Here is a 12522-nt window from a genome sequence, read left to right as displayed (position 1 = left end):
GTTTATTTGAATGAAATAAAAAAAAGAATTGGATAGCCAATTCTTTAAACAAAAATTCTTCAACTCTACTCCCCCGTTACTTTAAGTGAAAAAGTTCACTAACTTCCATATTAACGATCTTATATTTAGTGAATTACAGTTCCATAATAACATAATAATTTACAAAAAATGGTAAATGAGAAGAAAGACGTTCCCTTTTAAAAATATTTACTATACAATTCACGCCTCAATTTTCCACTTAATTGTGCATAGAGTCGGGTGGGTTCACTTTTTTCATGCCCCATTAAATTTTGGATCACTTCAAGGGGCGCACCATTGTTTAACATATGAGTAGCAAAGCTATGTCGTAATTGGTGAGGGTGAATACTTTTATTTACACCGGCTCTACTCGAAATGCGTTTAATTACATATCTCATTTGAGCGATACTCATTCGATGTGGAAAGCGCTCAGTCACAAACAAAGCTGGGTCATCATCCGTTCTATTTTGTAGATACCTTTTTAGCCAAATATCGCAACGGATATTATAATATACTTCCCGTTCCTTATCGCCCTTTCCTTGAACAATAGCAGAGCGATTCATGAAGTCGAAGCTACTGATATCTAAAGAAGCGATTTCTCCAATGCGGCAACCGGTTGAGTACATGAACTCGAACAAAGCATTTTCCATGGAGGAGTAACAAGCTTCTCTAAGTAGCTCAATTTCTTTTTCTGTAAGGAATTTTGGAATCCGTTTCCCGGTCTTTGGTTCTTTTAACTTAGCCGCTGGATTTTTGGAGATAATTCCTTCATCATGAGCCCACCTGAACAATGATTTTATAAATCTTACTCGATGGCCAAGACTTGCTGGTTTAAGCTTTTTACCATCCTCACTTAAATAATGTTTTAAATTCTCCGTAGTAATCTTTTTGATTTGAACATCTCCGAGGTAACGTATTAGTAATGTGGATTGAAGTTGGTAAGCCTTTAATGTTTTAGGTGAGTAGCCTTCAATCTGTTTATCTGCCTGGTAACCCTGCCAAATCGTTGATAAATTCATAAAAATCCTCTCCTATACTAATAAACTATTATTCCTATGATAGACAGGGCTGACGACGAAGAAACAATATTGTAAATTGTTGGTTTTTCTAATAAGCTAAAATTAAGACTGATATAGAAAGGGTTTAGTTAGACATGGAGGAAAAGGTTAAAGAGCTTACGCTGTTATTACTATACTTAACATCATGGAAAGAAAATGATCTACCTGGGGAAATGAGAAGAAGCTGGAAGGGATATCCGTTTGATACCTTAAATGAATTAACTGATGAGGATTTTAATCGAGGGAACGTGCGATCCAAATCCGTTTACTTAACGGAAGCTGGTATTAAAGAGGCTGAAGAATTAATGAAAAAGTACCTAGGGGAAGTAGAAAATAATTGATCGGGATTACACGAACGAAGAAAGGTGATAAGTATGCTTGAATTGAAGGTGATTGTTCACGATTTTTTTCATTACGTCAAAGCAGATAATATTGAATCTATAATGCTGATCAGTCTGAAAAATATGCTATTGAGCTTAAACATCCGTTAAATGGTCAATACCCTGAACAGATGTATTCATTCACAAAAGATATTAAATTTATGGAAGAACTGAACGACCGAGGTTTCAATAAAACAGCCTGTGTTGTTCTTGTATCGGACAAGCCCTTTTATGAAGGTAAAGTAAATAAAGGTATTTATAAATATTTTATAGGAGAATTCACGGTTTACGGGGACGTTTATAAACCAACTGGTGCTCGAAAAGGTATAGATGTTATTTCCCTTTCAAGAAGACATGAGTTTCAATGGACTGACCTAAATAATAGTAGGAAGTATTTTGTTATTGAAATTCCCGAAAAATAAATATCTTGAGGTGTAAGGTAGGTGCTGAAAAAATGATTAAGCTTACAGAAGAGCAGATAAAGCTTGCAGAACAACTTCTGATTACAGTGATGAAAAAGGAAACAATTGTGGAGTATAAGGAGCTGGGAGATAGGATTTCTCCACCGATTCACCATCGTCAGGTTCCTCGAAATATTGGAGTTATTTCGGAACTATGCTATGAGCTAGGATTGCCATTTCTTTCAGCAAAGGTTGTAACAAAAGGATTAAATGTAGCAGGACAGGGGTTCTATAAACTTTACACAGAGTATTTTCCTGATGCAAAGAAGCTTACTCCTAATGAAGTATTTAGTGAGGAACTAAAAAAAATTAGAGAATGTAATGAGTGGTATAAGCTTGCAGATTTTTTACAGATTGATATTGACCTGCCAAGGCCTACTTCCAAAAATGATGTTCCACCTTCTATAAGAATATTACCAATGAGTAGTAGAGAAAAATTTCCAGAAATGAGCATCGAGAATGTTCAAAGGAACTTTTTCTTAGGAAAGTTAATAAATAATCGGGAGGGCTTGTATTATTTTAGGAAAACTGGGATGAATGCATCTGAAGGTTCTCTAGTACTCTTTCAATTTGATAATTTCATTATTGCATCGGCGAATCTTCAGAGCATTATAAAGTATGATAGTCCAATCGAGGGACAATATTATGGAGCCTATAAATTTGATATAAACACGGTCAAAATCTTTCAACCCATTACCATAGTAGAAATAAATAAAATTGACGGTAGTCTAACTAGATTTTCACAATCGAAACAGGAAATTGATGTTTTATATTGGCCTGAAATTGATGATTTGATTAAAAGAAAGCAAATGACACTAATGGCAGAAGAATTGCCTGTAAAAGAATCTCCTAAGCTAAAAGAAGGAGCAAAGAAACAGGCTCTGGTTAATGCGTATGAAAGAGATTACAAAGCAAGACAACAATGTATCGACCATTATGGTTGTCACTGTTCAGTTTGCGGATTTGATTTTGCAAAGTTTTACGGAGACGAGTTTGAAGGTAAAATTCATGTCCATCATCTGAAAGCTCTTTCTGAAATAAATGATGAGTATGAAGTGGACCCAATAAATGATTTACGGCCGTTTTGTCCCAACTGCCATCTAGCCATACACTCAAATGTTGGTGGTAAACCGTATAGCATTAAAGAATTGAAAGAAAAAATCAACCGAATAAGATCTTTAGTGTAGCTAAGGAAGCGAGGGAGTATTCATGGCTATTAATTATAAGCAGTGTCCAAAATGTGGGGCTAAAAATACAGTGAAAATTTTATATGGCATGCCAACTCATGAGGCTATTGAACAAGCTGAAGCAGGAAAAATTAAGCTTGGTGGATGCTGCGTTATAGTTGGTGGGCCGGAATACTACTGTAATGACTGCGACAATGAATGGAATAAAGAACAGGCCACTGAAGCGGCTTATGAAAGAATTATGGGGCTTAAGGCTTCAGTTGGTGGTTACTTCGGTGGTTCTTATAGTGTTGAAGTGGATTTAACTATGGGTAGCATATCTTGGCACTATTGGGATAGAGGAGAAATAGTGGATATGGAGTTTAAGACTGCAAAAGAAGCTACTGTAAAAAAAGTTATTGAGGAGCTGAAGATGATCGACCTTCTTAACTGGAAAAGGGAATACAAAGAGCCAGGTGTACTTGATGGTACAAGCTGGAGTGTAGAGATTATTAGAAATGGTAGAAACATTAAAAAGTACGGTGAAAACAAGTATCCAGACGACTGGAAAGCTTTTTGCAAACTAGTCAGGAAAATTACTGGTAAGAGTTTTTCTTAGTCAAAAGCACAACTTGACAAATAGTTCATGCCGAGTGATTACTAGGCTACTATTTGTTAAGGAGTGATTTGAAAATGACTGAAGAGCAAAGACTACAAATTAAAGTTATGAGGTACCAAGGGATAGGCTATATGAAAATAGCAGAAGCAACTGGCCTATCACGTGATAGCGTTAGATTTTATTGTAAGCGTAATGGTCTAGATGGTTTTGGAAAAGATCTTAAGGTAAAAATTGACGAGAAATTTATTAGTGAGATGTCCTATCAGTATTGCCTCAGTTGTGGGTTGAAGTTAGAACATCCAAAAAGAGGAGCAAAGAAGAAATATTGTTCTCTTGCTTGTAAACGAGATTGGGAAAGAGATAACCCCAAGCTCTATAAGCTTCATTGTGATTATTGCAGAAAAGAGTATATATCTGAAAGGGTTAAAAAGCGTAAGTTCTGTAGCAATGACTGCTATGTAAGAGATCGATTTTTTAGAGAAGAGGATAGTATTGAGATTTTTGGGAAAATTACGAAGAGAAAAAAGGTTGATTATATACCTAAATGGCTAGAAGATTTGTTGCTTTCATATATTAAAAATTAGACTTTTATAGGGTACTACTATCGGAATTATGGGTATAATTTAAGGAGAAAATCATAACGATTTTTTTCAAACCAATCGCAATGGTAATAGAGGTTTGAATATTTCGATAATTCTCTGTAATGCTCCCAAATGCAGCTGCGAATAAATACCCATTCGAGTATGCTCCGATAGTCGAGGCCACCTTCTCGCGAAATACAAACTTTAGCGAAAATGTATCAAGTGTAAATGATAACACATATAGAAAATGTTGCGGTACTTGAATTCAATAATTGATTAAAAGAGCCTGTTTAATTGGGCTCTTTTTTGTAATATTATCAGGTTGAGAGATAAAATGGAAAAATATTGCTGTACAAATTGATAAAGATTCGATATGATGATCACAAATGATTAATCAATCACTCGTGAATAGGTGAGAACATGCCTTTGTCAGAAGAACAAAAATTAAATATGAAGAAGAGAAGAGAAAGTATTCTCGAGGTCGCGACAGGTCTTTTTGCTACTGAAGGATATGAGGGCACAACGATTAAAAAGGTATCCGAAGCCGCTAATATTAGTTATGGCAGTGTCTTTACTTATTTTAAAGATAAAGAGGAACTTTTTCGGACAGTAGTTTTAGAACCGCTGAATGAATTTTCCGATGTATTATTTGATTTTAATCCAGATGCGGAAGATCCAACTAAAGAGTTAGAAAAAATGATTAAAACGCACATTCATATATTTTCCGGAATGAATTCATATCTAACACTTGTTATTCAAGTGGTTGGACAGCACAATAAGTTTCCTGAAATCTTTAGTGAACTGAATCAATTTCATGATAAACTACTGGATAAAGTTAGTCGCCTTGTAGAGAATGGACAGGATAAAGGCTTGTTTATTCAACAACCACCATTTACGGTTGCCGCCCTATATACAAGCCTTTTAATTGGAGTTCGTTTAAATACTACAGACGCTAGATTAAGTGCAATATGGGATAGTTATATTTCATCAATAATGAATCTTTTTGGACCTATTTATAAATAGGTTTTCTTTTCGCATTACAAATGATTGATCAGTCAATCGTTTATGAGGAGGCAATATATGAAATTTTATTCCTTTGATCGAACCATTCAAATCCGGTTATGGTTGATGTTTATTTCTACAACTTCAACCATGGCTGTACTCCCTTATTTAATTATATATTTTTCTAAACAAGTCGGGAGTTTAATGACAGGTATTTTATTTTTAATCGTAATGATCTTTAATGTATTGGGTTCCGTACTGGGTGGCTATGTCTCTGACAAAACAGGTAGAAAGAAGTTAATTCTTATTTCTGAGCTAATCATTTTTGTTGGGTATATCGGTGTAGCATTTGCGAACTCTAACTGGGGAGTTTTTCCTTATGTTACATTTTTATTTTTTATTTTGATTCAGTTTAGTCATGGCGTCGGTAACCCTGTTTATCAAGCTTTGATTATCGATATGAGTACCCCAGAAGAAAGAAAATCTATTTATACATTTTCTTATTGGTTTCGTAATATAGGTATAGCGATTGGTAGTATGATTGGTGCCTTTTTATTCTTTGACTATCTTTTTTACTTGTTTCTAGGTGTTGCTGTTACGACGTTATTTACATTCTTAATGACGTATCTATTTATTAAAGAAACATATGTCCCAGTTCAACAGAGTAACAATCAAAAAGGAAAAGAGTCCTTTCAAATGTTAAGGTCTTATACGAAAATTATGAGTCATAGATTCTTTGTGATCTTTTCTGTTGCGAGTCTTCTTTTTATTTCAGTTGAAGAGCAGTTAACGAATTACATTGGTGTACGTCTTGCCAATGAGATAACTGATTCAATTCCGTTTGTTTCTTTTCTTCCATTTGAAGTGGATGGTGTCAATCTCCTTGGGATATTGAAATCAGAAAACACCATTCTTGTTGTATGTTTCACGATGATTTTGACAGGGTTGATAAATAAAAGAAACGATCAACATGTATTAGTCATTGGTTTGTTTTTCTTTTTTGCTGGATATACAATTATTAGTATTAGCCAAACGCCAATGATCCTTGTTTTGGCAATGTTTTTTGCATCGATTGGTGAGATTATGTATATTCCGGTTTCACAAGCGATGCTATCTAATATGGTTCCTGATCATGCCCGCAGCACTTATATGGCGTTCTATTCAGTTGCAGCTATCATGGGTGTTAGTTCAGCGGGGATTTTTATGATCATGAGTAGTTGGTTATCACCTATAACTTTAACTACAATAATAGGAATAATGGGTGTAGTGAGTATAACGCTATATTTTAATTTAAGCAAAAAACTATGTGACAAGAAAGATGATGGAAAAAATGAAGAACGAATCAAGTTGACGAAATGACACACTTGAACCTTGTTTTGGATGTTGATGATTAATGTTAGAAGGGATAGGTAGGCTAGCAAAACTTCTACTAAAAGGCTTTCTTGTAATTAAGTATAAAAAGTAGGGTGATTTTACCACATTTTACTTATGCTGTCTAAAAAAGCTATACAAAAGGGTTAATAGTTCCTATGGTATTTTTTTGTTTTTTATTTTATAAAATGTTGTATATTTTAGAATTATAGATTTAATACAGAAGTACAAACGAAAGGGTGAGGTATACACATATCGAAATAATCTTATCCGTCAAATGCTAGGGGGGGGGAGAGACAGTGAAGGTAACCATTAAAGATATTGCAACGATTTGCGGAGTGTCAGCTGGTACAGTGGACCGGGCACTTAATAACCGAACAGGAATTAGCGAGAAAACGAAAAAAAAGATTCTAGAAGTAGCAAAAGAGATGAACTACCAACCTGATTATACGGCAAGAAGTCTTGTCATGGGAAAAACGATGACGATCGGGGTAATCTTGTTTGATTTGCATAATCGATCTTTTGCACAATTACTAAATGCAATTGAGCTGAAAGCTAGACAATTAGGCTACTTTGTTAATATTACTTTATCAGACAAAAAGCCGGAAAGTGAAATCGATTGTATTAACTATTTAGTGAATGGAAAGGTTGATGGAATCATCCTGTTTACTGTTAATAAGGGGGAGCAATTTGAATCTTATTTAAGCAAGTTTGATATTCCTATTATTACAATCTTCAATTATATATCTGAAAAATGGGAATATATAGGGATTCGAGAGCGCCAAGCTATGAAGGATGCCATCGATTATATAGTAAGTCAAGGATACCAAAAATTTATTTATATTAGTCCGCCTCTTGCTTATTTAGGGAAATCAAATATTTACACGCAGGAAGAAAGGCTGAATGGTTTTTATGAAGGACTAAAAAGAAATAGAATTCACTCTAAACCAGTTATTATTAAGAGTAGTGAGTATATTAAAGAGTTAGAGAATCTAACGTTTAGCAAAAATGAAAAAGCAGCTATCGTCTGTTCGACGGATCTCTATGCATTAAAGGTAATGCATTATCTTAAGAAACAAGGTGTGAGCATTCCTGAGCAAGTGGGAGTAATGGGCTTTGATGATATTGATATATTAGAGTATGTCACGCCACGGTTAACGACTGTTAAATATCCAATTGAAGAAATCGGCAGAAGGGCGATAGAAAGCATCGTAAACAAAATTGATCATGGGGATTTTGTACCAACTCCTTTGTTAGATTATGAAATTATTAAAGGTGAGTCTATTTAATACGTTTTCAGAAAATTTTAAAATGTAGTTGACGGTCGTTGAGAAGGGTGTTACGATAATTTCAGAGCTAAGGAAGTCATTAATTTCTTCCCTTTTTATGGAAGAAAAGGAGATTAAATTAACATTCATTTTTTCGTGTACGTACACGAAGCTTTCGCAAGAGCTAAATAGAAATGTATTACCTTTCAAAAGTAAAGGTGATCATTGCTTACCGGATTTTTTCGTGTACGTACACGCTATTAATCATATTAAAGAAATGAAACAAAACAACATCATTTAGTAGAATCATCAAGCGCAATTTCGTGTACGTACACGGTGCTAGAGAAATTCGTATACAAAACAATTGAAGTGCAAAACAAGACTCACTACATTTAATGGGGAGTTGATGTCAAACTACATTATGTAAGCGGATTCATTCCGGTCGTGTACGCTGTATTTGAACAGAAAATCCAAAACGATAGAGGGGGTTCCTATGTTACAAACTGGAAAGGATAGCAAAACAGAAGTCGTCCAAATGAGAAACAGGAGGAATGGCGGATTACTCACATTCTTAAACTCTCAAAAAGTCGTGCCGTATGTCTTGATTTCACCATTTGTACTCTCGTTTTTAGTATTGTCGTTATACCCAGCAATTCAAGCGATTATTATGAGCTTTCAAAGAGTATTACCTGGTGAAGTAACATTTATTGGGTTAAGGAATTATACGAGAATTATTAATCCGACGTTTTTCACAGCATTACAAAATACAACGATCTATATGATTTTAACCGTTATTATTTTAGTCTCATTGCCGATGTTGTTAGCTGTCTTGTTAAATTCGAAGGTAGTGAAATTCAGAATATTATTTAGGACAGCTCTCTTTTTACCTGCATTAACGTCAGTCATTGTTGCAGGTATGGTTTTTCGTTTAATGTTTGCTGAAAGTGATACGGCAGTAGCGAACCAAATCTTGAATTGGATTGGCCTTGAATCAGTTGATTGGAGATACAACGCTTGGTCTGGGATGTTTCTAATGGTAGTACTTGCATCTTGGCGCTGGATGGGAATTAATATCTTGTACTTTTTAGCTGCGTTACAAAATGTACCGAAAGAGCTATATGAAGCGGCAGACATTGATGGTGCCCGTGCCCTGCAGAAATTCTTTTATGTTACGTTGCCATTTTTAAAACCGGTTACTATTTTCGTTGCTACCATTTCAATTATTGGTGGATTTAGAATGTTTGAGGAAAGCTTCGTATTCTGGACATCCGGTTCACCAGGGAATATTGGTTTAACGATCGTTGGTTATCTATATCAAGAAGGAATTCAACAGAATGATATGGGGTTTGGTGCAGCGATTGGCGTTGTATTAATGTTAATCATCTTTGTCATTAGTTTGACTCAACTGTTTCTAACCGGTGCCTTTAAAAGGGGGGATGAGTAATGAAGCAAAAAAATAATCCTTTACTAACATGGCTGCTTACAATTGGATTTATGGTTGTAGCATTTCTTGCCTTATTTCCACTTTTGAATTTAACTCTTGCTTCATTTCGACCAGCAACCGATTTAATGAGAAATGGGATAAGCTTAATCTTTGATCCAAGTACATTAACGCTCGATAATTTCATCTTTATTTTTACTGAAGCTGAAATCTATTGGAAATGGTTTGGAAATAGTGTTTGGATATCGTTAGTCATTGTTGTCTTATCTTTACTATTTTCTTCTATGGTAGGTTATGCATTGGCAGTATATGATTTCAAAGGTAGAAACTTTTTCTTTTTACTCGTTTTAATCATTTTGATGATTCCATTTGAAATATTAATGCTACCTCTTTTTCAATTAATGATTAAGCTAAATTTGGTAAATACCTATTCAGCCGTTATTTTGCCTGCGATAGTTGCGCCAATTGCTGTCTTTTTCTTTAGACAATATGCGTTAGGACTTCCTAAAGAACTAATGGATGCTGCAAGGATTGATGGTTGTACTGAATATGGAATCTTTTTTAGGATTATGCTTCCGCTTATGGGGCCGTCATTAGCAGCAATGGCTATATTACAAGGATTAAATAGTTGGAATAACTTCTTATGGCCGTTAGTTGTGTTACGATCTAATGATATGTTTACGCTACCAATTGGTTTAGCGACACTATTAACACCATATGGTAACAACTATGATATTTTACTTGCTGGTTCTGTCATGACGATTGTTCCGATCGTTATATTGTTTATTTTCTTCCAACGTTATTTTGTAGCAGGTCTAACAGTTGGGGGAGTAAAAGGGTAATTGTTTATGACTTTAGAGGAAAAGGACTATTGTAATTAAAGAGGTGAGCAGTATATGAACGGAGCTCAAATTGTATCATCCCTTGATCGAATCCTTCGTTGGATCGTGCAACTAGCTGCAATTAATATTTTATGGTTTTATTACACGCTCTTGGGTTTATTTGTAGGAGGCGTCTTTCCAGCAACGTTAGCAGCATTAGGGTTATCGAGAAAATTGATCATGGGAAACACGGATATTAAACTTTGGAAATCGTTTAAGCAAATTTACAAAGAAGAGTTCATTCGTTCTAATTTAATGGGTTGGAGTTTAACCGTCATTGGAGGGATTCTTTATCTGAATTATATAGCAATAGCAAGAAGTGAAGATCTACTATTTGTTATTCCGTTCGCTTTCTATTTTATATTATTTTTTTATATTATCGTTGTTATTTGGGCTTTTCCACTATTGGCACACTATCAAACAACATGGATTTCATACATTCGTAATGCGATCATTATTGGATTGACGAAAATCCACTATACGATGGCAAGTGGTGTAGTGGTTTTTACAGTCATATATGTTTCACTTGATTTTCCAGGATTGATCCCGTTTTTCTCAGTTAGCTTCGCTGCAATAGGATGCATGTGGCTCTCTATGCAAACTTTTGTCAAAATAGACGAACAAACCTCTTAAACTAATAAATTGTAAGCGTCGACAAAAGATCATCTAAAAGCAGCGAGAAATCTAAGGAGGTGATAGGGGAACTAATTTGCTATATATTTTTCAAATATCACTTATTAAATAATAGGGGGATTGTGATGAAAAGGAAAAGTTTGTTATTGACGTTGATTGGGTTTATGACACTCGTGTTAGTTGCTTGTGGGGGTAGTTCTTCCTCTTCAGGGGAGGCAGATGAAACGTCTGTTGTTGGGGATGATATTGAGGGTGCTACAGAACTCACATATTGGACATTTGCTGGTCAGCATGTGGATTTATTTGAGGATGCAGCGATTGCTTGGAATGAAGAATTTCCTGATAGACCACTGAAACTTGTTGCAGAAACCTATCCATTTGATCAAATGCACAACAATCTCTTACTAGCATTACAATCAGGTTCAGGAGCACCTGATATAGCAGATATTGAGATTTCTCGTTTTCCTAACTTCCTCCAAGGGGTACCACAACTATTACCAATGAATGACCATGTGGAACCAATTATAGATAAATTCATTGAAGCTCGTTTTGATATCTATGCTAAAGAGGGCCAATATTACGGAATGCCTACTCATGTTGGTGCGTCTGTAATGTACTATAATCAAGAAATTATGGATGAAGCAGGAGTAGACATTGAATCGATCCAAACATGGGATGACTATGTTGAAGCTGGTAAACAAGTGGTAGAAAAAACGGGAAAAGTCATGACAACCGTTCATACGGATGATTACTTACCAATGTTTCAGATGGTCAGCCAACGTGGCTCAGATTGGTTTGATGAGAATGGCAATTTAACTCTAGACGCTCCGGAAAATATTGAAGTGTTACAGTTCTTGCATGATCTCATTTATGTCCATGAAATTGCTGAACTTACGCCAGGTGGGGAACCGCATGCTGAAGAATTTTATGCGTATATGAATGAAGGGAATGTAGCTTCTTTTGCGATGCCAATCTGGTATATGGGACGCTTCCTTGAAAATATGCCTGATTTAAAAGGGAAAATGGTTATAAATCCACTGCCTGCATGGGAAGAAGGTGGATTCCGTTCAGCCGGTATGGGGGGGACGGGAACTGTTGTTACAAATCAAACAGACCATGAAGACCTTGCTAAAGATTTCTTAGCCTATGCGAAGCTGTCTGAAGAGGCAAACGAAAAGCTTTGGACTGTTCTTGGATTTGATCCTCCTCGTTGGGATGTATGGGATAATGACGTATTTAAAGAGGATAATAGTTTCTATCAATACTTTGGTGATAATATTTTTGATGTATTATTAGAGGTTCGTGATGAGATTAATTCAGTAAATATTACACCACATACGCCTAGTGTAGCTAATGAGTTTAGTACAAATATTTTTAATGATGTACTAAGACAACAAACGCAAACGGCAGAAGAAGCGTTGAAACGTGCGCAGGAGACTATTGAAGCCAATATGCAAGAATAGTCATAGTTGATCGTAAATTTCATCACTCCTCGTTTATCAAATGATAAATGAGGAGTGGTGATGATAAAAGTAGATGAGCATATGATTGAGCTTATTTGGGGGAATTTTATATAGTCCCTAGAATAAGTAACTATATCTTAGACGTTTATGTACACGAACTATTGTAAATTAGCATATATA

General features: G+C 35.3%; 13 protein-coding genes. 12 read left to right on the top strand and 1 reads right to left on the bottom strand.

What is annotated here, in order from left to right; all coding sequences use genetic code 11:
- Window positions 1-197: 197 nt before the first annotated feature.
- Window positions 198-1037, bottom strand: a complete 840-nt coding sequence (locus LQ50_RS03900; RefSeq protein WP_034626350.1) for a tyrosine-type recombinase/integrase — start codon at window positions 1035-1037, stop codon at window positions 198-200.
- Between the two features lie 134 nt (window positions 1038-1171).
- Between LQ50_RS03900 and LQ50_RS03895 the strand changes: the two genes are divergently transcribed.
- From LQ50_RS03895 to LQ50_RS03835, 12 genes are all read left to right on the top strand, one after another.
- Window positions 1172-1417 carry a DUF6429 family protein gene (locus LQ50_RS03895; protein ID WP_034626349.1) on the top strand — a complete coding sequence of 82 codons (246 nt, stop codon included), beginning with the start codon at window positions 1172-1174 and terminating at the stop codon, window positions 1415-1417.
- Between the two features lie 200 nt (window positions 1418-1617).
- A complete protein-coding gene (locus LQ50_RS03890; RefSeq protein WP_052144572.1) occupies window positions 1618-1878 on the top strand; it encodes a hypothetical protein in 261 nt (86 codons plus the stop codon).
- 32 nt (window positions 1879-1910) lie between these two features.
- Window positions 1911-3104 carry an HNH endonuclease gene (locus LQ50_RS25935; RefSeq protein WP_052144571.1) on the top strand — a complete coding sequence of 398 codons (1194 nt, stop codon included), beginning with the start codon at window positions 1911-1913 and terminating at the stop codon, window positions 3102-3104.
- Between the two features lie 22 nt (window positions 3105-3126).
- Window positions 3127-3702, top strand: a complete 576-nt coding sequence (locus LQ50_RS25690; RefSeq protein WP_052144570.1) for a hypothetical protein — start codon at window positions 3127-3129, stop codon at window positions 3700-3702.
- A 74-nt stretch (window positions 3703-3776) separates the two neighbouring features.
- A complete protein-coding gene (locus tag LQ50_RS03875) occupies window positions 3777-4286 on the top strand; it encodes an RNA polymerase subunit sigma-24 (RefSeq protein ID WP_034626348.1) in 510 nt (169 codons plus the stop codon).
- A gap of 417 nt (window positions 4287-4703) precedes the next feature.
- Complete coding sequence (locus LQ50_RS03870; protein ID WP_034626346.1) at window positions 4704-5306, top strand: TetR/AcrR family transcriptional regulator; 603 nt, start codon at window positions 4704-4706, stop codon at window positions 5304-5306.
- A 57-nt stretch (window positions 5307-5363) separates the two neighbouring features.
- Window positions 5364-6644, top strand: a complete 1281-nt coding sequence (locus tag LQ50_RS03865; protein ID WP_034626344.1) for an MFS transporter — start codon at window positions 5364-5366, stop codon at window positions 6642-6644.
- A 311-nt stretch (window positions 6645-6955) separates the two neighbouring features.
- Window positions 6956-7945, top strand: coding sequence for a LacI family DNA-binding transcriptional regulator (locus LQ50_RS03860; protein ID WP_034626341.1), 990 nt, complete (start codon window positions 6956-6958; stop codon window positions 7943-7945).
- A 472-nt stretch (window positions 7946-8417) separates the two neighbouring features.
- A complete protein-coding gene (locus tag LQ50_RS03850) occupies window positions 8418-9368 on the top strand; it encodes a carbohydrate ABC transporter permease (RefSeq protein ID WP_034626336.1) in 951 nt (316 codons plus the stop codon).
- On the top strand, window positions 9368-10207 hold the full coding sequence (locus LQ50_RS03845) for a carbohydrate ABC transporter permease (RefSeq protein ID WP_034626334.1): 840 nt from the start codon (window positions 9368-9370) through the stop codon (window positions 10205-10207). Before LQ50_RS03850 ends, LQ50_RS03845 begins: the two co-directional genes overlap by 1 nt.
- 54 nt (window positions 10208-10261) lie before the next feature.
- A complete protein-coding gene (locus LQ50_RS03840) occupies window positions 10262-10879 on the top strand; it encodes a YesL family protein (RefSeq protein WP_034626333.1) in 618 nt (205 codons plus the stop codon).
- Between the two features lie 125 nt (window positions 10880-11004).
- The gene (locus LQ50_RS03835) at window positions 11005-12342 is read left to right on the top strand and encodes an ABC transporter substrate-binding protein (protein WP_034626330.1); all 1338 of its coding nucleotides are present in this window, start codon (window positions 11005-11007) and stop codon (window positions 12340-12342) included.
- Window positions 12343-12522 lie beyond the last annotated feature (180 nt).

It is taken from the genome of Halalkalibacter okhensis (genome assembly GCF_000787375.1).
In the GTDB taxonomy this organism is placed as follows: domain Bacteria; phylum Bacillota; class Bacilli; order Bacillales; family Bacillaceae_D; genus Halalkalibacter; species Halalkalibacter okhensis.
This window is presented reverse-complemented; position numbering and strand designations above follow the sequence as displayed.

Bases quoted from the DNA above. Each gene is read 5' to 3' on its own strand.
- LQ50_RS03900 (WP_034626350.1), bottom strand. From the start codon at position 1,037: ATGAATTTATCAACGATTTGGCAGGGTTACCAGGCAGATAAACAGATT.
- LQ50_RS03895 (WP_034626349.1), top strand. From the start codon at position 1,172: ATGGAGGAAAAGGTTAAAGAGCTTACGCTGTTATTACTATACTTAACA.
- LQ50_RS03890 (WP_052144572.1), top strand. From the start codon at position 1,618: ATGGAAGAACTGAACGACCGAGGTTTCAATAAAACAGCCTGTGTTGTT.
- LQ50_RS25935 (WP_052144571.1), top strand. From the start codon at position 1,911: ATGATTAAGCTTACAGAAGAGCAGATAAAGCTTGCAGAACAACTTCTG.
- LQ50_RS25690 (WP_052144570.1), top strand. From the start codon at position 3,127: ATGGCTATTAATTATAAGCAGTGTCCAAAATGTGGGGCTAAAAATACA.
- LQ50_RS03875 (WP_034626348.1), top strand. From the start codon at position 3,777: ATGACTGAAGAGCAAAGACTACAAATTAAAGTTATGAGGTACCAAGGG.
- LQ50_RS03870 (WP_034626346.1), top strand. From the start codon at position 4,704: ATGCCTTTGTCAGAAGAACAAAAATTAAATATGAAGAAGAGAAGAGAA.
- LQ50_RS03865 (WP_034626344.1), top strand. From the start codon at position 5,364: ATGAAATTTTATTCCTTTGATCGAACCATTCAAATCCGGTTATGGTTG.
- LQ50_RS03850 (WP_034626336.1), top strand. From the start codon at position 8,418: ATGTTACAAACTGGAAAGGATAGCAAAACAGAAGTCGTCCAAATGAGA.
- LQ50_RS03845 (WP_034626334.1), top strand. From the start codon at position 9,368: ATGAAGCAAAAAAATAATCCTTTACTAACATGGCTGCTTACAATTGGA.
- LQ50_RS03840 (WP_034626333.1), top strand. From the start codon at position 10,262: ATGAACGGAGCTCAAATTGTATCATCCCTTGATCGAATCCTTCGTTGG.
- LQ50_RS03835 (WP_034626330.1), top strand. From the start codon at position 11,005: ATGAAAAGGAAAAGTTTGTTATTGACGTTGATTGGGTTTATGACACTC.